The organism is Sulfurihydrogenibium sp. YO3AOP1, from assembly GCF_000020325.1.
GTDB lineage: Bacteria > Aquificota > Aquificia > Aquificales > Hydrogenothermaceae > Sulfurihydrogenibium.
Genome location: NC_010730.1, coordinates 1,262,421 through 1,285,588, shown reverse-complemented (window position 1 = coordinate 1,285,588; position 23,168 = coordinate 1,262,421). Strand labels below are relative to the sequence as shown.

Below are 23,168 nucleotides of genomic sequence, written 5' to 3'. Positions count from 1 at the left end.
TTAATGAAAGCAGGGCAAACAGTTTTATATACATCTGAAAATGGCTGGTTTGATAAAAAAGGGTTTTATGTATTTGAAAAACCAATATTCAAGGCCGTTTATGACAATGACATTCTTAGGATAAATAAAAATGAAATAAAAACAAAAAGACCTTTACTGATTTTAGAAAAGCTTATAAAAAGACATAATCTTTATGCATTGGGATTTATTGGTTATGACTTTAATAAGCATATTCTAAATTCTAAAAATTTAAAGAAGGATGATTTAGCTTTGCCAAAAATTTTTGTAAATCTATACAAAAAATTTGAGTTTAAAGAGCGTTTAGATTTACCACCCGAAAAATCAATAATCAAGCAGATAAAGTTTAACACAAGCAAATCTGAATTTATCCAAAAAGTAGAGAAAATAAAAGATTACATATCAAAAGGAGATATATATCAAGCCAATCTATCTCATAGAATTGATGTTTATGGAATATTCTATCCTTTTAGCGTCTTTTTAAATCTTGTGAAAACTCAGCCCACGCCTTACATGATGTTTATAAAAGATTTAAATTTTTCTCTTATTTCCGGCTCTATGGAGCTTTTTTTAGAAAAGAAAGGAAGAGAGATAATCACAAAGCCAATAAAAGGTACTATAAAAAGAGGTTTAAATGAGTTGGAAGATGAAGTATTAAAAAATCAGCTTATAAATTCTGAAAAAGAAAGAGCAGAAAATTTAATGATTACAGATTTAATGAGAAATGATTTATCAAAAATAGCCAATAATGTAAAAGTAGAAGAGCTTTTTAAAGTAGATAAGTATTCAACACTATTTCAGATGAGTTCTACTGTGAAAGGGATATTAAAAGAAAAACTATCTTTTGAAGAAGTTATTTTAAATACGTTCCCGCCCGGGTCTGTAACCGGAGCACCAAAAAAAAGATCTATGGAAATTATAGATGAGCTTGAAGACAAAAAAAGGTCTGTTTATTGTGGAGCAACGTTTTTGATAAAACCAAATTTAGACTTTGTTTTGAGCGTGGCTATAAGGCAAATGATTTTTACAAAAGATAGATGTTCAATCTATGTTGGAAGTGGTATTGTTTGGGATTCTGACCCGGTTAAGGAGTATGAAGAGACTTTGATTAAAGCGAAAGCTAATTTAAAGAGTTTGGATTTTGATATAGATTTGGTAAGTAATTAAGTTAGGTAATACTTCGGGATGAGGAGTTTGGTTAAAACAGATGGCTCTTTGTACGGCTATAGATGACTATAATTTACTTCCAAATTCTCATGCTCTTTATTGTCTTTTTAAGTAGTAGACCATTTGGATTTATGTCCTTAAGATGACATAGAAAGGTTGAATGATAAGCATTAGAAAAAATAATCTTTTTATTCATTCTGCAGCCGGCGAAGAATCTCATCTTTTTTCTATTCAAGTCAAAAAAATCAAAAAAGAGACCTTTTCGGACTTACGGACTCGGGATGATAAATAAAGCGGAAAAGTGGAAGAGCAGGGGCGATTCATGAATCGCCATTACAGAAGAGAATGGGAAGTTAATGTTGGAATATTGTCATTTTGCTGCCGGCTAAGAATCTCCACCTTTTACCTCTCATTTTCTCACCTTATCTAAAAGAGGAGATCCTTCGGACTTATGTCCTCAGGATGAGAGAAAAGGTAAACTCATTTTTTTAAATCAACCAACTTTTGCACCATCGCCTTTCTTAAGCAATTCTTCTACGTCTACCTCTTGCATTACATAAACTTTATCGCCCTCTCTAACTCTTTCAACTGTCTTTAAACCTACAACCATTCCTCTTTCTGCAACTTCAATATTTTTTCTATCAACCTGCATAGACTCAACTTTTTGTCTTACAACGCCGGTAGTTTTTCCGATTATATGGATAGTATCTCCTATTTTCATAGGATTGTTTATAATTCTTACTTCAGCAACACTTATTTTTGGATAGTACTTGATTACTTCACCAACGTATACTTTCTTCTCTTTTGCTATACTTTGATTTAAACCAAACAATCCTTGACCAAAGTAAAAACCACTGTCCCATTCTCTATGGTATGCCCTTTCTAATAGGTCCCAAAGGTCTTGGTAGCCTTTTGTCTGCCACTCTCCGTTTATTATTCTATCCCTTGCCTCTCTATAAGCATAGGTTACAAGGTATGCATAATCAGGATTTTTATTCCTTCCTTCAATCTTCCAACTATCAGCCCACATCAACCTATCAACAAAATTAATGGTAACCAAATCTCTTGCAGATAAAACATAATCTGAACCAAGAATAAAATCTGTTCCGGTGTTTTTTGAAGTTATTTTTACTTCAAATTCATGTCTGCAAACTTGATAACATTCTCCTCTGTTGCCGGATGTTTCAAATACATCATGGCTTAAAAAGCATCTTCCAGAAATAGCCATACACATTGCACCGTGGATAAATATTTCAATCTCAAGATTTGTTTTTTCTTTGAGCTGGATTAGCCCATCAAGCTTTACTTCCCTTGCAGGAACTATTCTTTTTACACCAAGTTCTTCATAAAACTTTGCAGCTTGTGAGTTAGAAACAGAAGCCATTGTTGATAAATGTGTAGTGATGCCTCTCTTTATGGCACCGGATAATACTGCCATATCCCAACCTATAACTGCATCAACACCTATCTCTTTCAACTGGTCTAATGTCTCATTTACCCAAGGCAAGTCATCTTCAAACACTATGGAGTTTAAGACTATATACTGCTTTATACTTTTGTCCTGAGTAATCTTTCTAATTTCTTTTACATCGTTTATGTCAAATTCAGACTTTAAAGCCCTTTGATTTAATTTTCCAACACCCATATAAATTGCGTCTGCGCCAGCTTTAATAACAGCTGCAAGTCCTTCATAATGCCCTACCGGAGCTAAAATTTCTGGTTTATTCATAAAATTTCACCTCTTACTTAATCAATATTTTGTTTTTTATAATAATATATGCAAATCAACCCTTATATGATAATTCTCATTCTAAAGAAATCCTTCTAAGTCTCAATGCGTTTAAAACTACTGTAATTGAGCTAAACGCCATAGCCATACCTGCATACATTGGATTCAATAAAATTCCAAAGATTGGATATAGAAAGCCGGCAGCAACAGGAATTCCAATCAAATTATATACATAAGCCCAAAATAGATTCTGCTTTATTATTTTTAGTCCTTTCTCTGCTAATACCACAGCTTTTATTACACCTTTAAGATTAGAATTTAGCAGTATTATATCTCCTGCATCTTTTGTAATATCAGAAGCTGATTCTACTGCTAGGCCAACATCACATTCAGCCATTGCGGGAGCATCATTTATTCCATCTCCTACAAAAACTATACTTTTTTCATAATCTGATTTTAAGTTTTTGATAAATTTATATTTATCTATTGGCGTCAACTGCCAATAAACCTCATCTATGCCAAGAGTTTTAGCTACATTTTTTGCTACCTTCTCGTTATCCCCTGTTAGCAGAACAGTTTTTACACCTTTATTTTTAAACCACTTTACAACTTCAAAAGCTTCTTTTTTTATACTATCTGAAACAGCCAAAGCTAGCACAATCCTATCATCAACAGCACCAAAGATTACAGTGTAGCCGTTTTCTTCATTTTTCTTTAAAAATTCTAAAAATTCATCTGATATGTTTATACCAATCTCTTCAAAAAGCTTTTTATTTCCAATGTACAAATTTTTGTTATCAAAAATGCCAGTTATTCCTCTTCCTGCTAAAATCTGCTTTTGAGAGATATTAACAAAATTAAAGCCGTTTTCTTTCATAAAATTTACGATTGATTGAGAAATAGGATGGTTAATATCTTTCTCCAAAGATAAAATCATTTCTAACTCTTCTTTACTTCCTTTGTACAATGTATCTACAACTTGAAATTTACCTTCTGTTAATGTCCCTGTTTTGTCAAAAATTACAATACCTATATCTTTTAGATTTTCAATTACTTCAGGATTTTTGATTAAAATTTCTTCTTTTGCAGCCCTACCAACGATATTAACTATTGCAATTGGAGTAGCAAGTCCCAAAGCACAAGGACAAGCTATAACAAGAACAGCTAAAGCTGTTGTAAATGCAAAATTTAGTGGATATCCAAGATAGTACCAAATGTTAAACACTATAATAGCAAAGATTAAAACAGATGGCACAAAAACCTGAGATATTCTATCTGCCAACTGACCAATTTTCGGCTTTTTTGATTGTGCATCAAGAAGTAGGTTTATAATCTGATTTAAAACACTATCTTTTGCGTTTTTTGTCGCTTTTATCTTGATTACACCAACTTTATTTATACTTCCCCCTAAAACTTCATCACCTTCCTTTTTATATACAAGGTTAGACTCCCCTGTTAAAAACGACTGTTCAACCTCTGTCTGACCTTCTATGATAATTCCATCAACAGGTATTTTGTCACCAGGTCTAACAATTACAATATCGCCTTTAACTATATTTTCCGCCTTTACATGATATTCTTTCCCATCAACTATGATGGTTGCATAAGTTGGCTTTAAAGATAGTAGATTTTTCATAAAGTCTGTTGCTTTTAATTTTGACTTTTGCTCTAAGTATCTACCAAGTAAAACAAATGTAATGATAGCAGATGACCCTTCAAAATATACATGTCTCATATTTTCTGGAAAAAAAGAAGGAAAAAGTAAGACTAATATAGAATAAAAATAAGCTGAAAAAGTTCCAAGAGAAACAAGCAGATTCATGTCTGCAAGTCTATTTTTTAAAGACATAAATGAAGATTTATAAAATTCATAACCACCATAAAACTGAATTATTGATGCAATGATAAACTGAAAGTATTCATTGTAGGAAAATTTTATAAACATTGATAAAACAAGAAGAGAAAAGAGGGAAAGAGAAACTATTAGCCTATGTCTTAGATTATTTAACTCTTCTAACTTTTTTTTTCAAAATTTTCTAAATCAAAGGAAGCATCGTATCCAAGTTCTTTTATTTTATCCACTATTTGCTGTTTGGTTATTTTAGTTGGGTCAAATGTGAAAACACCTTTTGAAGTAGCAAAGTTTACAGAAGCTTCTTTAACTCCATCAATCATTTTTAACGTTGCTTCTATTCCAGCTGCACAGCCTGCACAATGCATTCCTGAGATATTAAGTTGTATAGTTTCTAACTCATCGGATAAACTTTCATTTTTTTCTTGATTAGACTTCTTTCCAAAAAAGAACCAACTAATACCACCAATTAAAGCTAATGATATACTAAGCATCGTAAAATCTTTCATTTCTCACTCCTCCGAGCTATGTGCTTCTTCGTGATGAGATTTTGCTAAAAAGTAAATAGCCAATGCTATTAAAAGTATTCCTATTGAAAGATAAAGCAAGTTTAAAACTTCTTCATACTTAAAACTAACAGCGTGTTTAAAAAATGTAACAATTAAGACCATAACTATAACTTTAGCAAGCTTATCTTTTAATTGGTCAAGAGAGTGAACAACAAGGATTTTAGAAGATTTTGTTTCTTTTTCCGCATAGTCTATTTTACTTATAAACAATTCATAAAGTCCAATACCAAATATTAAAAGCACTGTTGATATCAAATAAGCATCAATTGCACTTATTATATGGGTAATAGCATCTTTATGAAAGTTTTCATAGGCTTGAGGGTCTGAAAAAGCATGAAACATTTCACTAAAAACAAGATAAATATCATATGATCCTATTATGGTTAAAGTTAAAGCAGCAAGGACTGATGCAACTACTGCAAGAATTACCATCAATCGTGATTCCCATAGCATCCTTTCAAATATCTGTTCAATCAAACCAAAAAACTTATCCACATTATTCCTCTTTTTGTAGAGTTTTTTGATTTTATTTTATCATAATAATAAACTTCACTTAATTATATCTAAGATTTCAGAATCATCTAAAATTGCAGATTTATAGAAGATTAAGATGAGATAATCATTAATCTGTCTAACAATTATAAATTCACAACCAGTTTTTAAATTCAAATCGTCGTTTACATAAGTTTTTGGAATTAAATTATAATCATCCAATATTTCTTCATTAAAATTTAACAATCCTTTTTTTAACTTCTCTTTTGTGTTTATGTTAAACAGGACTAAACCATTACAGTTTAAATTTTCATACAATTCTTTAATAAAGATCTCTTGGTCTAATTTACCGGATTTGAACATTTTTACTGCTGTGCTTAAGTCATAAAATTTCCTATAAAATTCAGATTTATCATTACATTTAAGATTTTCTATATACAGATTTTTTGCAAGACTATTAATCTCTTCCTTTTGTTTTTCAAGTAGGCTCTTATCTGAAAAGTATTTTAAAAGTACCAACCAAAATCCTAAAATTATAAATATATAAGTAAAATCAAAAAATCCAGATAGATATAGAGCTACTCCAAAAATAGATATTGTATAAATGCTCATAAATACAAGGTCTATTAAATTTTCAACAAAGAAAATAAAAGTTATGAAAAATAGAGAAAAATAAATATTTCCGGTTGTATACATGAAATAATTAATAAGCAAAACATCAAATAAAAATAAAAGATGTTTTAAAAATTTATGATTATGTAAAGGATAAAGAACTAACGTTCCAACAAAATAAGCAATGGACAGCAAAGTTAAAGGTGTTTTAAAGTCATAATTATAAAGTTGAACGTAAATTATTATTGATAAAGCTAAGATAAATCTTATTAAAATTTGAAGAAACGCGGCATTATTATTCATTCAAAAATCTTCTTTGAAATCAAATTTATTGTAAAAACTATTTTATTTTTAAAATCTTCAGAAAAAAATTTTTTGTCCAAAATTTTATAAAATTCATTTGGATAGGGTTTTAACCATAATGTGTTAATACCTTCAAATTCAAAATTAAAATCTTTATCTAAGATTAACGATGTATCCAATCCATTATTTTCTATCAATTTCTCCAATCTTTTAATTAAATTTTTATTTATATTATTAACTGCCAATTTTTCATTCCCTACGCCAGCATTGTTTAACAAAAAAAGCAGTAAAATATCATCTTTTTTTAGTTCTTTTAAATTTTTTCTCAAGCATTGAAAATCATTATTAAAATTTATAAAAAATCTGGTACGAAATCCTTTTGGGTAGCCGACTTTCATATATCTATCTAAAATTTCTTTAAAGACGATATATGTTGAAAAATCTGAAAGTTTTTCTAAATCTTTGATGCTTAAATAATATATAAAAAACTTATCACCGTAGCCTATATCAAAAAAGATGCAGCTGTTATCTTTTTCACCTACAACATTTAATTTTAAATCAGGATGCTTCTTTAAATCTTTTTGAATAATCTTTTCTATCTTTTTCAACCTATCTCAATAACCCAGTGTTTATATTTGTCGTTTTTACCTCTTACTGCATCAAAGTATATATCTTTAATCATCTTTGTTATTTTCCCAACTTTACCATCTGCTATCGGCTTACCATCTATCTCAATTACCGGAGAAATTTGCGCTCCTGTTCCACAGAAGAATACTTCATCAGCCACGTAAAGCTCTGTTCTTGAAATGCTTCTTTCTACAACAGGTATATTTAAATCTCTTGCTATTTCCATAACCGCATATCTTGTTATTCCCTCTAAAATATCATCGCTTACCGGCGGGGTTATAAGCTTTCCGTTTCTAACGATGAAAATATTTTCTGCACTACCTTCAGAGACATAACCGTTTTTGTTTAATACGATTGCTTCTTCTGCTCCGGCTAATAATGCTTCTGTTTTTGCCATTGCTGAGTTTACATAAGCACCTGTAACCTTTAATCTTGGTGGAATCATGTTATCATTTAATCTTGTCCAAGAAGAAACCTTAGCTTTAATTCCTTTATCAGTGTCTATGTAATCTCCAAGAGGTAATGTATAAATTGCAATTTTCGCAGTGTATCCGATTAATTTTGGTCCAATTGCTAAATCAGAGAAATACACAATCGGTCTTATATAAACATCTTCTTTATGATTGTTAACTTTAACCAACTGTGCTGTTATGTCTACAAGCTGGTCTATCGTTTCTTCAATACTCATGTTTAATATTTTCATATTTTTAAATAGTCTTTCATAATGTTCTTTAAAAAATAAGCCGTACATTTTATCATTTTCTTTGTTGTAATAAGCCCTGATTCCTTCAAATACTGCTGTTCCATAGTGGAAAGAGTTGGTTTTTATGCTGATTTTTGCTTCTTCTTCCGGGACAAATTTGTTTTCAAAATATACTATTGCCATACATTTCCTCCAATTTTTTATTTAAAAAATTTTATCACTTTATACACAAGCTTGCAATTTAAATAAAAAAAATGATAGAATATTAAAATTAATTTTTATTTTAGGAGGAGAAAAGGTTAATGGCAACGGTAATAGTAGAAGGTGATTTTGAGAAAGCATTAAAAAAATTCAAAAAAATAATCGAGAAAGAAGGTATTCTCACAGAATATAAAAGAAGAGAATTTTATGAAAAACCATCTGTAAAAAGAAAAAGAAAAGAAAGAGCTGCAAGAAAAAGATTAATTAAAGCATTAAAGAAAAAAGGATTATTATAATATGGCTGCAGAGCTTTTTAATAAGCTCCAAGAAGAGATGAAAGCCGCGATGAAAAGCGGCGATAAAGATAAGCTATCAACAATCAGAATGCTAATCTCTGAAATCAAAAAAGTTCAAATCGATTCAAAAAAAGAGCTTTCTGACGAAGAGATAATTTCTATACTGCAAAAATACATAAAGCAAAGAAAAGAAGCATATGCACAGTATGAACAAGCCGGCAGAAAAGATTTAGCAGAAAAAGAGTTAAAAGAAATAGAGATAGTTCAGCAATTTTTACCACCGCCATTATCAGAAGAAGAGCTAATAAAAATAGTTGAAGAGACAATTCAGGAAGTTGGCGCTTCTTCTATAAAAGATATGGGGAAAGTGGTTAAAGCGGTTATGGATAAAGTAAAGGGAAGAGCAGAAGGGTCTTTAATCAGTAAGATAGTTAAAGAAAAGTTAAGTTAAAAACTTCTTTTGACGAAATATTCATTATGGTTGATTTAATTTTATTGCTAACTTTTATTTATTTGACATTTAATGGTCTTTACAGAGGATTTTTTAATATTTTCTTGAAAATTCTTGGATTTGGTTTAGGAGTTTTTTTAGGATATTTGTTCTATAAACCGCTTAGTATCTTCTTTAGTAAAGTTTTCTCAGGAAATATTTTGATTATAGATTTCATGGCTTTTTCTTTCATAGTATTACTTACATTAGGACTGAGCATCATTGTTGATAGTTTACTAAAAAAAAGACTTTATACTATCAAATATGTAAAACTTACAGACAGAATACTTGGCGGATTACTTGCTATTGGTATCTTTAGTTTTTCTTTATTTATAATCTCAGAAGTGAAAAACAAAAATAAAATCTTAAACACTCTCCTTTCAAATTCAAAACTTGTCTCTACAATTGAAAGGTTCAAACAGTCAAATTCTAATTGATTCTATCTTCTTATTGACTTAGATTTATTTTAAAGTCTTTAAGGAGTAGGGATGTTCTAAAATTCTTGCAAGTTGTATAATGTATGCGTAAAATGAGCTTACTTTTGTTCGTTATCCTAAGGACATAAGTCCAAAGGATCTCCTCTTTTGATTTTTTGATTTAAAAAATGAGATTCTTCGCTGACGCTCAGGATGTTCTATGTTAAATGTCAAGTACAAAAATTTTCATCAAATGGTCTTTTATTCTTTAATACACCATATGCCTGCCTTAATAACTTATGTGCTACAGCTACTAATGCTAACTTTTTAGCCTTACCTTTACTTACTAATCTTTCGTATAATTCTCTGCAGTATTTGTTAAACCTTATTGCTGATAATGCTGCCATGTATAATATTTTCCTTGCATATGGATTTCCCATCTTTTTTATCCAGCCACTTTTCTTTACACATGCTGCACTTTCATATGGGCTTGGATTAATTCCTATAAAACTCGATATATCTTTTACACTCTTAAATCTTTCAAAATTTCCATATACTGATATTATCATTCCTATAGTCCTATCACTTATACCAGGTATGCTTTTTAAAAGTTTGTATTCCTCTTGATAATTCTTCTTAGACAATTCTTTTATCTCTTTCTCAAGTTCTTTTATGTTTTTTTCTATTTTTCTAATTAGCTCATCGTAATATTCTAAATTCTCTTTCAATTTTTTCATTGGTACATGACTTAATGATTCTCTTTTGTTTCTTAGCATTGTAAGCTGCTGTTGTAAGTCTTCCAATATCTTTAGTTTTACTTCTATTTCTTTTTCTACATCTGATTTTGGTTTATAAAGCTCTCCATCGAAAAACGTTCTTCCATACTCTGCTATAAAGAATGAATCAGCTTTATCTGTTTTAACTCTTGTCATTTTAGCTTCCATAAATTTCTTTATTGAAAATGGATTTACTACTGCTACTTTATAGTCATTTTCATACAGATAATTAGCAAGCTTTAAATGGTAAACTCCCGTATGCTCCATTATGATAAGCATATCTGACTTTTTAAACTTCTTAAGGTAAGGCTTTACTTTCATTTCAAACTCAACTGGGTCAGATTTAACTTCAAAAGTTTCTTTCTTGTTATCATACAAAACTGTAGCAGTGAATGAGTTTTTAGATACATCAACTCCTATAACAATTTTGTAGCTGTTCATAATAGTACCTCCTTTCATAAAATACTTGACATGAAAGAAACTTCCTGATAACCTATCATCGTAGTTAAATACAGGCTTAAAAGCCTAATGTTCTGATTCAGGTTTTAGGAAGTAGAGGAAGGACAGTCTAAAACATCCTGATCGGTCTTAAAAGACCAATGACAGAAACTTGATCTGTCCTTCTTTTTTTCTCCCATGTCTATAATTATTATAAAACTTATTCTCTTATAGTTTAAAAAATTTTTAGTATATTTAATATACGATGACATCATTAATGTTTTCGTCATCCTGAGGCCGAAGGCCGAAGGCCGAAGGATCTCCTCTTTTATTGTTATTTGAAAGTAAGAGGAGGTAAAAAAGAGATTCTTTGCCGGCTACAGAATGATAATGTTGATTTTGCAAGCAGTTTCTAAAAGGAGTATAGCTATGAATGTAATAATTTATGGATCTTATGGTTTTGTTGGTAGATATATAGTTAGAAATCTGTACAATAAAGTTAATCTTATTTTGCCTGCAAGAAATATAAAAAAAATTCAGGAAGTATTTAAAGATTTATCTTTAATAAATTATGTTCAAATAAACGAGGATAACATTCAAGAGCCTATTTATAAATTTAATCCGGACATGGTAATCAATCTAATCGGAATACTCACAGAAACAAGCAATCAAACATTTGAAAAGGTTCATTTTGAAATAACAAAGAGCTTAGTAGATGCAAGTAAAGCCGTCGGTGTTAAGAAATTTATTCAGATGTCTGCCCTTGGTGCTGATATTAATTCTAAAAGCAGATATCTAAAAACCAAGACAATGGCTGAAGAGTATATTATAAAATCTGGATTGAATTATGTCATTTTTAGACCTTCTATTATAATTGGGAGAGAGCAAAAACTGTTTGAAGATTTTAGATTCTACAGCAAGATAACTCCAATATTTATGGCCCCCTATGACGCAAAAGTGCAGCCTGTAAGCGTTTTAGATGTTGCAGATTGTTTTGAAAAGGCTGTTATTTCTGATATAAAAAATGAGATTTTTGAGCTATGCGGTAATGAAGTTATAAATTATGTTGAACTTTTTAAATTTGCCTTAGATTTTATAGGTGTCAAAAGAGTTGTTATGCCTGTGCCAAAGAAAACATTTAAACTACTTTTACCAATATTCTCTTTTATGCCTAAACCTATCATGACTTTAGATCAGTATTATATGCTTGATAAGGACAATGTTTGCAGTGGAAAATATAAAGGAGTTAAAGACCTATTGGGTTTTATAAGAGATTGGAAAAAGGATTTTTAAGATATATTTGGTTTTGGTTCAGATATATAATATCCTTGTGAATAATCTATTCCCATTTCTACAACTTTATCAAAAACTTCTTTTGAATGAACAAATTCAGCAATAGTTTTAATACCAAGTTTTTTTGCAAAACCAACGATCGTTTCAACAACTATTTGAGAGTTTTTATCTGTATCTAAATTTTTTATTAATGATGCGTCAATTTTTAGATAGTCAACATCTAAGTTTAAAATATGTGCAAAATTAGAATATCCTGAACCAAAGTCATCTATTGCTATTTTGCAACCATACTCTTTAACATTTTTTATAAATTGAGAAACTTCTGCATAGTTTTCTATTCCTTCAGATTCTAAAATTTCAAAAGTTATTTTTAAATTATTATTTTTTAATGTATTAAGTATATGCGAAACAATATCCTCATTTAAAATATCCATTACCGAAATGTTTATGGAAATTTCATGGTCTTTTGCATACTTAATAATTTCAGAAAAAACTTTTTTAGTTATTTCTGGATAAAGTTTAGATTTTTTTGCAACTTCCAAAAAGAAAAAAGGAGAAATGATTTTATCTTCTAATTTTAGTCTGATTAAACTTTCATATTTTTCGATTTTGTTTGTTTGGTTATTAAATATTCCTTGATAATATACTATTAAGTTATCTTGATTTATAGCATCTTTTAGTACATTCAACCAGTATCTATTTTCCTGATATTTCTTTTGAATATTTAAATCTTCTCTATAAAACATGTAAGGCTTTTTTTGTTGCTTTGCATATTTCAAAGCCATGTCTGCTTTTTCAAGAAGATTTTTATAATTTCCTTCTGTACTATCAGCAATTCCTAAGGTTATATCTATTTTTATTGAATAACCATTAATCTCTATTGGATTTGATTCTATATAATAGATTAATCCATTAATAAACATTTCAAAAGCGTTTTGCGGAAAATACCTGTCCACCAAGATTGCGAATTCATCACCAGAAAGTTTATATACCTGTAAGTTATGATTACTTACAAAAGACTTTAATCTTTCAGCCAAAGTTTTAAGTATCTTATCACCAACCTCATATCCATATACATCGTTAATCTCTTTAAATGAGTCTATGTTTATTAATATAAGCTTTACATTTTTTTATCTTTTAAATCTTCAATAAGTTTTAGTCTGTTATATAAACCTGTAAGTTTATCTGTTAAATGGATTTCTTTTTCTTTTGTTATATCTCTCTTAATTCCAACGTAATAAAGAATTTTTCCATTTTCATCTTTTATTGGAAATGCAAATAATTCAATATCCTTTACTTTTCCATCTATGGTTTTACTTTCAACTTCTCCAAAGAATGAGCCTTTATCTTCCATTGTTTTTAATATCTTTTTAAATTCTTCCTCTGACAAATGAATAGCCGGAGTTTTACCTTTTAGCTCTTCAATTGAATAACCTATTAGCTCTTGGTGTGATTTATTTTGTTCTATATAACGTCCTTCTGGATCCAAGATAGCAACAGCATCTTTAATATTTAAGAAAACTTGATATATGAGATTATACCTTTCTTCATATAATCTGCTTAGATTTTCTAACGATTTATTAAGGTGGTCTATGTGTGTTAAATCTCTTGCATTGATTATAAGATATCTTATATTTCCATTCTCATCATATACGGCATTAACGTTTTTTACTACATGAATTAAACTACCATCCTTTTTTCTAAAAACCGTCTCTTGGTCTAAACATTTGCCCATTTCTTTAACGCTAACCATACATGCGTTATATATTTCATCTTCAACAGAGACTATTCTAATACTTTTTCCAATTATTTCATCTCTATTATACCCCAGCAAGTTTACAAAAGCATCATTTACATATAAAACATTGCCATCTAAATCTATTGTAAAGATAATATCAGGAGATTTATCTATTACTTCACATAGAATATCTATATTTGCTTCTTCATTTAAAAACACTACTCTTTTCTCCTATAATAATCATATTTTAGATTTCTAAACCAAATTTTGGCTTCCTCTTCTGTATCAAATGGTTTAGATTTTAAAGGCATAGGATGGTTTGTATAAAATAGCCATATGTATTTACCATCTTCATAAATTAATTTTACTGCAGAAACATTTTCCATCATTACATAATAATTATCGTCAATTTCCTGAAACATTTTAGCCCTCATTTTTCATTACTTTTAGCTCTTTATGTTTTTTAATAAACCATCTTATTGATGATATAGCTATAATCGTTAATGTTATAGAACCTGAAATAAGCTTTGCAGTTGTGATATCCATATCAAAGATTCTAAACAAACTAAACCATATGAAAACATATGCTAAATAAGAACCATAGAGCAAAAGAGCTATAGATAAAGATTCCCAAATTATTTTTCCGACCATAAAAATCTCCTATCTTGAAATTTTATTCTTTATAGTATATTTTAACCTATTTGAAAATATGGAGGTAAGAGTGTTCCAAAATTTTCGTAAGCTTACCTTTCCGTGTCAGCCTACTGCAGAACGACGATGTTGATTTTTGCAAGCAGTCTTATATGGAGGTTTTGAATGTTTTTAGTAGTCTTTTTCAGTATATACGGATTTATGCATCTTTACTTTATTAAAAAGTTAAAATCGGCTTTTAATATCAGGTCTAAATTTTTATATTTAATTCTGATAATGACCTTATCTCCTGCGTTTTATAAGTATTACGATAAGCTTGGATATGATAATTACTATATGTCTCTTTTTATCCTACTTTGGATGGGCTTTATTATGCTTTTTTTCTTGTATTATCTTTTTATAGATATTTATCATTTTATTTTAAAAATTTCGGAAAGAATATTAAAACATAATCCACTGTCCCACATTAGCAGTTTTAAGGGTTTTATATTTATTACTGTTTTGACATTATCTTCAATGGCTTATGGATATTATGAAACTTTGAATTTAAAAGTTTACAAGTTTGAGATTTATTCAGATAAGATTAAAAGAGATGTTAAAATTCTTCATATTTCTGACCTGCATCTAAATCAAGTCATGAGAGAGAATAAAATAAATCTTGTTTTTGATGTTTATAACAAAGAAAAGCCGGATATTGTAATCTCAACCGGTGATTTGGTAGATGGTTATGTTCTTAATAAAGAAAGCTATATAAACCTGTTAAATCAGATGAATCCACCCCTTGGAAAGTATGCTATTCTTGGGAATCATGAATATTATAATGATGTAAACCAAGCGATAGAATTTACTAAAAAAGCCGGGTTTAAGGTTTTGAGAGATGAAATATTTTCTATTCAAGATTTAACTTTTGTTGGAGTTGATGACGAAGAGGCTGAAAGGTTTAAAGTAAGAAAATTAATACCGGAAAAAGAGTTATTTAAAAGCGTTGATGATTCTAAATTTATTATCTTTTTAAAACATCAACCAAAGCTTGACAATGATTTAATTGGTAAATTTGACCTGATGCTTGCGGGTCATACTCATGGAGGCGTTCTTTGGCCTGTAAAATTTATTTTGAGAAAGATTTTTATAACAGATGCAGGATTTTTAAAGATTAATAATAGTTATATCTTTGTAAGTAGAGGAATAGGAACAGGTGGACCACCAATTAGGATTGGATGTCCTCCGGATATGGCTATTTTTTACATTAAAAGCTCCTCCAGATGAAATTATCCACCCGGAGGAGAGGAGGTTAGTATCATGAGAAAAGTATTAAATATTATAAATCAGTCTTCAAATGTAAAGTAAACCTTTTCTGATTTAATAAAGATAAACTCATCTTTTTCCGGGTTGTATGCAGTTAGTTTGTTTCCAAGACATGCACCTGTGTCAATGCCATAACAAAGATTATTTATATAAGGTTCATCAAAAACTACATGACCGTAAACAATTTTAGGTGAGTTTTCCTCAATCTTTCTGTATTTTGTCCAATCTTTTCTCTCTGGAAATCCTTTTTCTGTGTATTTTCCTGTTGTTTCTCCGTATAAAACAAAGCTTTTAACTTGCTTGTCAGTCCTTCCTGTAAACTCATCTTTTATTCCTGCATGCGCAACTACTACGTTATTATTAACGATTATGTAAAGTGGTAATGCTTCGTAATATGAAATTATTTTTTCTCTAAGCTCTTCTTGAAGGTTTTTGTTTAAGGCTAAAAATTCCGATACTGTTTTTTGCATTCCGTAGGATATGTTTACATTGTTTCCTTTTAGCCATCTAACAAATTTATCAAGATGATTACTTTTTACTTCATAGTATTCTTTTTGATAATAAAGGTCTATTGTGTAAAGCAACGTTTTTAAATTGTAATCTCCTCTATCTATTGTATCTCCAACAGAGATAATAATTAAGTCTTTCCCGTACTTTTCTTTGGCCACGCTTATTAATCTTTTAAACTCGTTATAACAACCATGTATATCTCCGACTACTATATATGGTTTTTTAAGTTGTAAATTTAAATAATATTCAATACTTATAAATTAAGTCCTTCATAAACTTTGTCTATATTGTGTCTCATCATATTTAAGTAATCTCCTGTCTCACCCATAGAGTCAAGAAAAATTACTTTTGCTCCTGTTTGAGATATGACGATATTGGCAGTCTTTGGATTGAAAAACTGCTTTGATGTAAAAATTGCTTTTACATTATATTTTTTGATTTTTTGAATCACTTCTATCAAATGTTTTGGTGATGGCTCTCTTCCATGACCCATTTCTATCTCTGCAAGATAGATAAGATTAAATCTTTTTACAAAGTAAGGAAATTCATAGTGATAAGATACAAAGTATTTATTTTTAACTGATGAAAGTTTTGTTTTTCCATAGTTTAAAATTTCATTTACTTTTTTTTCAAATTCTAAATAGTTTGATTTATAAAATTGTGCATTTTGTTTATCTTTGGATATCAAAAAATCCATAACTGCTTTTGCTACTACTTTTACATTTTCCGGGTCTAACCATACTGCCGGATGGATTTCATCATGGTCTTCTTCTTTTAAAAGAAACATTCCTTTGAGGTTTGTTATCTGTATTAATTTTTCTTTTTTAAGATTTTTTGTAAGGCTTGATATGTTTGGCTCTCCATAGCCTATAAATATAAATAAATCGCTTTCATATACTTTTTTTATATCCATCGGCTTGTATTCGTAAGTATGAAAGTTTACGTTTGAAGGGATTATATAAGCCACATTTACTTTATCTTTCCCAACTTCTTTTACTATATCTGCTAAAGGTTTTATAGTGGTTGTGATTTTAACTTCTGCAAATGAAAAACCAAAAAGCAGTAAAACTGATAAAATTATCCTTTTCAATGCTTCAACCTCAACTTTTCTTTTAACTCTTCTGCCGATTTTAATAGCCTATGTGATATTTCCGGTGTAAGGGTCATGTATTGATTTAAAGATTTAAAAGTATTTGGAACTGTTTTAAAGTTAATCAATGCTTTTTCTCTGATTTCTTTTAAAGATGGAAGGTTTCTTGCCAGCTCACCATTTTCAATATAAAGTTTGAGCATTTTAACAGAGTCATCAAAATGTTCATCAAAATGTCCTACAATATCTTTAAAGATAGTGCCATTTTTGTAGATTCTAAAAAGCTGTTTTTTGAAAGGTAATGTCATTTTCTTTCTGCTTAACTTGATTTTTGGCTTTCTTTCATACTCTACCAATTTATAAGCACAATCTAAATATGGTAAATCTGCACTTGTTACAAGCTCTGTTCCAACACCGAAGCCATCAATCGGAGCTTTTTTATCCTGAATCAACTCCTTTATCTTATATTCGTTTATACCACCGCTGACAAAAATAATTGCATCTCTAAAACCGTTTGCATCAAGAAGCTTTCTTGCTTCTCTTGATAAAGTTGCTACATCTCCGCTGTCTAATCTGATGCCTTTTATTCTGATGCCAAGCCTTTTAGCTACTTTTATAGCGTTTTTTACACCTTCTAAGCTGTCGTATGTATCTACTAAAAAAATCGTGTTTTCCGGATAAATCGATGCAAAATCTTCAAAAGCCTTTTCTTCTGTATCGTGAGCCATTATGAAAGAGTGTGCCATTGTTCCATAGATTGGAATTCCGAAAGCCTTGCCTGCTAAAACATTTGATGTTCCCACAAAACCACCAATATAGCTACTTCTTGATGCTATCATTCCTGCGTCTGTGCCATGAGCTCTTCTCAGTCCAAAATCTACAAGTAGAGCTTTTTCAGCAACGCTGTAGCATCTTAAGGCTTTTGTTGCTACAAGGATTGAGATTTGAAGCGTGTTTATTAAAAATGTCTCAATAATTTGGGCTTCTATTAATGGGGCTTCTACTTGGACTATGGGTTCATTGGCAAAGACTATCTCTCCTTCATCTATGGCATATAAATTTCCTGTAAATTTAAAATTTCTAAGATATTCTAAAAACTCTTCTGAAAACCTGCCTGTTTGTCTTAAAAAATCTATATCTTCTTCTGTAAATTTTAAATTTAAGAGATAATCTATTAAAAGTTCAAGCCCTGCGTTTAAAAAATAGTTTCTTTTATTTGTCGGTCTGATAAAGAAATCAAAAACAGCAGTACCATTCATTCCTTTATTAAAATAGACCTGAGCCATTGTAAGCTCATACAGGTCTGTCAAAAGAGACATATTATCTTTATTTACAAATCTATCTACTGCCATTTTTACTCTTTTTCTGATAAATATTTAGCTAAAGTGTCGCTAAGCTGAGTAATGCTTCCTGCTCCGAGGGTTAGTATTACATCACCTTTTTGAATGATATTTTTTAACAGATTTTCTGCCTCTTCCAAATTTGATACATAATAAACATTATTTCCATACTCCCTGATTTTCTCTGCCAATTTTTCGCCTGAAACATTTTCAATTGGACTTTCGCCTGCTGAATAAACTTCCGTTACGATAGTAATATCCGGAATATCAAACGCTTTCGCAAATTCTTCAAATAAGGCATTTAATCTTGAATATCTATGAGGTTGAAATACTGCTATTATTCTTCTGTCTTTAAAATAATCTCTTGCTGCTGATAATGTTGCTTTTAGTTCTGTTGGATGGTGTGCGTAATCGTCAATGACAATGATATCGTTGGAGTATTTTATCTCAAACCTTCTTTTTGCATTTTTAAAGTTTTCTAAGCTTTCTTTTATGACACAAAAAGGAACGCTAAGCTCATTACATATTGCTATTGTAGCAAGGGCATTATAAACATTATGAATGCCTGGAACTGAAAGGTGTATCTCTCCAAAATCATTGACTTTAAATTTGTATCTACCATTTTCTAATCTCACATCATAAGCTCTAATATCTGCATCTTCTGAAAATCCAAATTTTATAACTTTTCTTTCAATGTAAGGCAAAATGCTTTTTACGTTTTCATCATCTATGTTAACAGCTGCTGCTCCATAAAATGGTACTTTATTTGCAAAGGCAACAAAAGCTTTTTTAATGTCTTCTAAGTCTTTATAAAATCCTATATGTTCTAAATCTATATTGTTTATAGAAACAATGGTCGGAGTTAATTTTAAAAAAGAACCATCGCTTTCATCTGATTCTGTGACTAAGAACTCTCCTCTTCCAAGCTTTGCATTACTGCCGTATGCTTCCAACTTACCGCCAATTACAACCGTTGGGTCAAATCCGGTTTTTCCAAGTACGGTTCCTACCATTGATGTTGTTGTTGTTTTTCCGTGACTTCCGGCAATGGCTATCCCATATTTGAATCTCATTAATTCAGCAAGCATCTCCCCTCTTGGTATTGTCGGAATTCCAAGCTGTTTTGCCTTTATCATTTCCGGGTTATCGGGTTTTACAGCTGATGAATACACTACAACATCCGCATCTTTAACATTTTCTTCACTATGCCCTATAAATATTTTTGCTCCAAGATTTCTCAATCTTTCAATCGTTGGAGACTCTTTTAAATCTGAACCTGTTATCGTGTATCCTTGGTTTAGCAATAATTCAGCTATGCCGTTCATTCCAGAACCGCCAATTCCAATAAAATGGATTTTTCTAACTTTACCTCTAAACACCTTTTCCTCCGTCTATAATTTCTTTTACTACTTCTGCATCGTCAAAATGCAATATTTTATCGCCAATTATCTGATAATTTTCATGTCCTTTCCCTGCTATTAAAATTATATCTTTTTCTTTTGCTAAACTGATAGCTTTTTCTATTGCCTGTTTTCTATCTACAATAGTTATTACTTTGTCTTTATCTTTTATTCCATCTAAGATATCTTCTATTATACTTAATGGGTCTTCATTTCTTGGATTATCAGATGTTAGAATTACAATATCAGATAGTTTTTCTGCCGTCTCTCCCATCAATGGTCTTTTTGTCTTGTCTCTGTTGCCACCTGCTCCAAACACTGCTATGATTCTATTTTCTTTGATTTCATTTAACGATTTTAAAATGTTTTCAAGTGCATCCGGTGTATGGGCATAATCTATAACAACTATAAAACCTTGCCCTTCTATTACTTCAAACCTTCCTTTAATCGGCTTTAGATGTAATGCTTTTTCTTCTAAGAATTTCAAATCAAAACCATCTTTTATAAGAAAAGAAACGGCAGCAGATAGATTATAAATATTAAAAACCCCTCTCAATTTTGTTTTGATTTTGCTTAATGTATCTTTATATTTATAGCTAAATTCAGTCTCAAAAAGTGAAAGTCTATAATCAAGAATCTTAAAATCTTCTGATGTTTTTCCGTATGTAATGATTTTGTCATCATTGACTTTTAAATGGTTTTTTAGATAATCTAAGATTCTTCTTCCATACTCATCATCTACATTTATGCTGTAAATTGCTTCTTTATTGAATTCATCAATCTGCTCAAAAATTCTTCTTTTTGCTAAGAAGTAATTTTCCATTGTTTGGTGATAATCAAGATGGTCTTGTGTTAGATTCGTAAAAATTCCACCATGAAACTTTGTTGAATAAACTCTATACTGGTCTGCTGCATGGGAAGAAACTTCTGCAACTACTACATCCGCCCCTTTATCTTTCATTACTTTAAGTGTTTTAAACCATTCTACTGGGTCTGGCGTTGTATGTCCTGAAGATAATATCTCATCTCCAACTCTGTAATTGATTGTCCCGATTACACCAACTTTATACCCGGCCATTTCATAATACTGGGCAAGTAAGTTTGATGTTGTAGTCTTTCCATTTGTTCCAGTAATTGCTATCACTTTTAACTTTTCAGATGGATTATCATAAAACCTGTTTGAAGCCAAAGCTAAAGACTTTCTGCCGTTATCTGTCAAAACAACAGTTATATTTTTTCCTTTTAAACTTTCAACATACTTTTCATCTTCTATAAAAATTACAGATGCACCATTTTTTATAGCTTCGTCAATAAAGTTATGACCATCTACCGATGTGCCTTTAATGGCAAAAAATGCGTAATTCTTCTCGACTTTTTTGCTGTTATTTGTAATTCCTTCTATAACTGTCTCTTGATTTCCATAAATTATTTTTTCATCTGTTAATATCTCTTTTAGTAATTTCATCAATGCTCCTTAAGGATAACAATTAAGGTTAGATGTAAAGCATTTTTTCAATTGTTAATCTTACACTTTCACCTAAAGCATTTAGATTATACCCACCTTCAAGCATGAAGACATAAGGAACATCTGCTGACTTTAAAATATTTTCTACTATCGTTCCAATTCCTTCTGTTGATACTTCTAAGTAAGTTAATGGGTCATCTTGATGTAAGTCATAACCGGCAGAAACAAGAATTATGTCTGGATTAAAAGACTTTACAAGCTCTGGCAGGGTTTGACTGTAAATTTCTGTATAGACTTCATCACCTGTACCGGCGGGCAGTGGAACATTATAAGTATATCCGTAGCCTTTTCCAACTCCTTTTTCATTTTTTGAACCGGTTCCCGGATAAAAGGGATATTCATGGGTTGAAAAGTAAAACACAGTGTCATCATCGTAGAAAGCTTTTTGTGTACCGTTTCCATGGTGGGCATCAAAATCTATTATAAAAACTTTATTAAAGCCTTTTTGCTGTACATATCTTGCTGTTATAGCAATATTATTAAAGATACAAAATCCCATTGCTTTATCTTTTTCTGCATGATGACCCGGTGGTCTTACAGCACAAAATGCCCTTTCTATCTTTCCATTAACGATATTATCGATTGCTTCAAGACCCGCACCTACTGCCATCACAGCAGCTTCATACGAATACTCTCCAACGTGTGTATCCGGGTCTAAATATCCACCACCGGCAGCACAAAAATCCATTATTTCTTGTGGATAGTAAATATCATGTATCAACGTTATTTCCTTAGCAGATGCTCTTCTTGGCTTTAGATGGATTAATTTATCCTTTATAGGTTCTAAATATTTATTTATGTAAATAAGTCTTTCCGGAGATTCTGGATGACCTATTCCTGTATCATGTTCTAAATATATATCATCATAAAAATAACCAACTTTCTTCACGATATTACCTCACAAATTGAATAATGATAAAATTATACAATACTTTAGGCATATTTTATTAACTCTTAAAGGAGAAAAAATGGAAAATATAAAAATAGTTGATAATATGGTGTTAAAAAATGCTTTAACAAAATTAAGAGATAAAAATTTAAAGTCTTCTCAAGTTAGAAAACAGATAGAGATAATAGCAAAGATTTTATTAATAGAAGCTTTAAAGAATGAAAATCCGATATACGCGGAAGTAGAAACACCCCTTGCTAAAGGTTCATTTGAAGCATTGGAAGAAGATAAATACGTTATTGTACCGATCTTAAGAGCCGGTTTGCCGATGTTGAATGGATGCTTAGAAGTTTTACCTGAGGCAAAAGCCGGATTTTTAGCAATAAAAAGAGATGAAGAAACATTAAAAAGTACATTATTTTATGAAAGACTTCCTGATTTAAACGGTAAAACTGTGATAATAGTCGACCCAATGGTTGCAACAGGTGGTTCTTTAGAGTATGCAATAAGTGTGATTAAAAAACATAATCCGGAGAAAATTATTTCATTAAATATAGTTGCATCTCCGGAAGGAATCAGAAATATAAGTAAATTTAAAGATGTTTTATTTTACATAGGTCAGATTGATAAAGAATTAAACGACAAAGGTTATATAATCCCAGGTATTGGCGATGCTGGAGATAGGGCTTTTAATACATAAAATGCAAGATGTTAAACATAAAATTGCAAAATGAAGTG

At 30.3% G+C, this 23,168-nt stretch carries 25 protein-coding genes; 7 read left to right on the top strand and 18 right to left on the bottom strand.

The window, feature by feature from the left end; translation table 11 throughout:
- The first annotated feature begins 3 nt into the window (after positions 1–3).
- Positions 4–1,185 carry an anthranilate synthase component I family protein gene (locus tag SYO3AOP1_RS06370; protein ID WP_012459909.1) on the top strand — a complete coding sequence of 394 codons (1,182 nt, stop codon included), beginning with the start codon at positions 4–6 and terminating at the stop codon, positions 1,183–1,185.
- Positions 1,186–1,678: 493 nt separating this feature from the next.
- Here SYO3AOP1_RS06370 and SYO3AOP1_RS06365 read toward each other — a convergent pair whose 3' ends face one another.
- The 7 genes from SYO3AOP1_RS06365 to SYO3AOP1_RS06335 form a co-directional block, all read right to left on the bottom strand.
- Complete coding sequence (locus tag SYO3AOP1_RS06365; protein WP_012459908.1) at positions 1,679–2,914, bottom strand: peptidase U32 family protein; 1,236 nt, start codon at positions 2,912–2,914, stop codon at positions 1,679–1,681.
- Between the two features lie 76 nt (positions 2,915–2,990).
- Positions 2,991–4,859, bottom strand: coding sequence for a copper-translocating P-type ATPase (locus SYO3AOP1_RS06360; RefSeq protein WP_012459907.1), 1,869 nt, complete (start codon positions 4,857–4,859; stop codon positions 2,991–2,993).
- Positions 4,860–4,927: 68 nt separating this feature from the next.
- Positions 4,928–5,275 carry a heavy metal-associated domain-containing protein gene (locus SYO3AOP1_RS06355; RefSeq protein ID WP_012459906.1) on the bottom strand — a complete coding sequence of 116 codons (348 nt, stop codon included), beginning with the start codon at positions 5,273–5,275 and terminating at the stop codon, positions 4,928–4,930.
- A gap of 3 nt (positions 5,276–5,278) precedes the next feature.
- Complete coding sequence (locus SYO3AOP1_RS06350) at positions 5,279–5,830, bottom strand: YqhA family protein (RefSeq protein WP_012459905.1); 552 nt, start codon at positions 5,828–5,830, stop codon at positions 5,279–5,281.
- Between the two features lie 54 nt (positions 5,831–5,884).
- Positions 5,885–6,742 carry a hypothetical protein gene (locus SYO3AOP1_RS06345; protein WP_012459904.1) on the bottom strand — a complete coding sequence of 286 codons (858 nt, stop codon included), beginning with the start codon at positions 6,740–6,742 and terminating at the stop codon, positions 5,885–5,887.
- Positions 6,739–7,350, bottom strand: coding sequence for a hypothetical protein (locus tag SYO3AOP1_RS06340; protein WP_012459903.1), 612 nt, complete (start codon positions 7,348–7,350; stop codon positions 6,739–6,741). The genes SYO3AOP1_RS06345 and SYO3AOP1_RS06340 overlap by 4 nt, the downstream gene beginning before the upstream one ends.
- On the bottom strand, positions 7,347–8,255 hold the full coding sequence (locus SYO3AOP1_RS06335; protein WP_012459902.1) for a branched-chain amino acid transaminase: 909 nt from the start codon (positions 8,253–8,255) through the stop codon (positions 7,347–7,349). The genes SYO3AOP1_RS06340 and SYO3AOP1_RS06335 overlap by 4 nt, the downstream gene beginning before the upstream one ends.
- Positions 8,256–8,374: 119 nt before the next feature.
- On the opposite strand from SYO3AOP1_RS06335, the gene rpsU reads away from it, so the two are divergent.
- The 3 genes from rpsU to SYO3AOP1_RS06320 are packed head-to-tail and all read left to right on the top strand — an operon-like array spanning position 8,375 to position 9,496.
- Positions 8,375–8,569, top strand: a complete 195-nt coding sequence (rpsU, locus tag SYO3AOP1_RS06330; RefSeq protein WP_012459901.1) for a 30S ribosomal protein S21 — start codon at positions 8,375–8,377, stop codon at positions 8,567–8,569.
- 1 nt (position 8,570) lies between these two features.
- Complete coding sequence (locus SYO3AOP1_RS06325) at positions 8,571–9,020, top strand: GatB/YqeY domain-containing protein (RefSeq protein WP_012459900.1); 450 nt, start codon at positions 8,571–8,573, stop codon at positions 9,018–9,020.
- Positions 9,021–9,046: 26 nt separating this feature from the next.
- Entirely contained in the window at positions 9,047–9,496 is a 450-nt protein-coding gene (locus SYO3AOP1_RS06320) for a CvpA family protein (protein WP_012459899.1), read from the top strand.
- Positions 9,497–9,705: 209 nt separating this feature from the next.
- Here SYO3AOP1_RS06320 and SYO3AOP1_RS06315 read toward each other — a convergent pair whose 3' ends face one another.
- Positions 9,706–10,692, bottom strand: coding sequence for an IS110 family transposase (locus tag SYO3AOP1_RS06315; protein ID WP_012459880.1), 987 nt, complete (start codon positions 10,690–10,692; stop codon positions 9,706–9,708).
- 426 nt (positions 10,693–11,118) lie between these two features.
- Between SYO3AOP1_RS06315 and SYO3AOP1_RS06310 the strand changes: the two genes are divergently transcribed.
- Complete coding sequence (locus SYO3AOP1_RS06310) at positions 11,119–11,982, top strand: complex I NDUFA9 subunit family protein (protein ID WP_012459898.1); 864 nt, start codon at positions 11,119–11,121, stop codon at positions 11,980–11,982.
- Here the strand turns inward: SYO3AOP1_RS06310 and SYO3AOP1_RS06305 are convergent.
- From SYO3AOP1_RS06305 to SYO3AOP1_RS06295, 4 genes are read right to left on the bottom strand one after another with little or no spacing between them, the layout of a single operon-like run.
- On the bottom strand, positions 11,979–13,067 hold the full coding sequence (locus SYO3AOP1_RS06305; protein WP_281340830.1) for a bifunctional diguanylate cyclase/phosphodiesterase: 1,089 nt from the start codon (positions 13,065–13,067) through the stop codon (positions 11,979–11,981). The genes SYO3AOP1_RS06310 and SYO3AOP1_RS06305 overlap by 4 nt on opposite strands.
- Positions 13,068–13,102: 35 nt before the next feature.
- Positions 13,103–13,939, bottom strand: coding sequence for a PAS domain-containing protein (locus tag SYO3AOP1_RS09155; RefSeq protein WP_012459896.1), 837 nt, complete (start codon positions 13,937–13,939; stop codon positions 13,103–13,105).
- On the bottom strand, positions 13,939–14,142 hold the full coding sequence (locus SYO3AOP1_RS06300; RefSeq protein ID WP_012459895.1) for a hypothetical protein: 204 nt from the start codon (positions 14,140–14,142) through the stop codon (positions 13,939–13,941). Before SYO3AOP1_RS06300 ends, SYO3AOP1_RS09155 begins: the two co-directional genes overlap by 1 nt.
- 1 nt (position 14,143) lies before the next feature.
- A complete protein-coding gene (locus tag SYO3AOP1_RS06295) occupies positions 14,144–14,371 on the bottom strand; it encodes a hypothetical protein (RefSeq protein WP_012459894.1) in 228 nt (75 codons plus the stop codon).
- A gap of 165 nt (positions 14,372–14,536) precedes the next feature.
- On the opposite strand from SYO3AOP1_RS06295, the gene SYO3AOP1_RS06290 reads away from it, so the two are divergent.
- Positions 14,537–15,637, top strand: a complete 1,101-nt coding sequence (locus tag SYO3AOP1_RS06290; protein ID WP_012459893.1) for a metallophosphoesterase — start codon at positions 14,537–14,539, stop codon at positions 15,635–15,637.
- A gap of 59 nt (positions 15,638–15,696) precedes the next feature.
- On the opposite strand, the gene SYO3AOP1_RS06285 is transcribed toward SYO3AOP1_RS06290, so the two are convergent.
- The 6 genes from SYO3AOP1_RS06285 to SYO3AOP1_RS06260 are packed head-to-tail and all read right to left on the bottom strand — an operon-like array spanning position 15,697 to position 22,430.
- Positions 15,697–16,398, bottom strand: coding sequence for a metallophosphoesterase (locus SYO3AOP1_RS06285; RefSeq protein WP_281340829.1), 702 nt, complete (start codon positions 16,396–16,398; stop codon positions 15,697–15,699).
- Between the two features lie 41 nt (positions 16,399–16,439).
- Positions 16,440–17,276, bottom strand: coding sequence for a metal ABC transporter substrate-binding protein (locus SYO3AOP1_RS06280; RefSeq protein ID WP_012459891.1), 837 nt, complete (start codon positions 17,274–17,276; stop codon positions 16,440–16,442).
- Positions 17,273–18,628, bottom strand: coding sequence for a nicotinate phosphoribosyltransferase (locus SYO3AOP1_RS06275; RefSeq protein ID WP_012459890.1), 1,356 nt, complete (start codon positions 18,626–18,628; stop codon positions 17,273–17,275). Before SYO3AOP1_RS06275 ends, SYO3AOP1_RS06280 begins: the two co-directional genes overlap by 4 nt.
- Positions 18,629–18,630: 2 nt before the next feature.
- Positions 18,631–19,995, bottom strand: a complete 1,365-nt coding sequence (murC, locus tag SYO3AOP1_RS06270) for a UDP-N-acetylmuramate--L-alanine ligase (protein WP_012459889.1) — start codon at positions 19,993–19,995, stop codon at positions 18,631–18,633.
- On the bottom strand, positions 19,988–21,481 hold the full coding sequence (locus SYO3AOP1_RS06265) for a UDP-N-acetylmuramoyl-L-alanyl-D-glutamate--2,6-diaminopimelate ligase (RefSeq protein ID WP_012459888.1): 1,494 nt from the start codon (positions 21,479–21,481) through the stop codon (positions 19,988–19,990). Before SYO3AOP1_RS06265 ends, murC begins: the two co-directional genes overlap by 8 nt.
- 28 nt (positions 21,482–21,509) lie before the next feature.
- A complete protein-coding gene (locus SYO3AOP1_RS06260; RefSeq protein WP_012459887.1) occupies positions 21,510–22,430 on the bottom strand; it encodes a histone deacetylase in 921 nt (306 codons plus the stop codon).
- A 79-nt stretch (positions 22,431–22,509) separates the two neighbouring features.
- Here SYO3AOP1_RS06260 and upp point away from each other — a divergent pair, with 79 nt between their 5' ends.
- Entirely contained in the window at positions 22,510–23,130 is a 621-nt protein-coding gene (upp, locus tag SYO3AOP1_RS06255) for a uracil phosphoribosyltransferase (RefSeq protein WP_012459886.1), read from the top strand.
- The last annotated feature ends 38 nt before the right edge of the window (positions 23,131–23,168 follow it).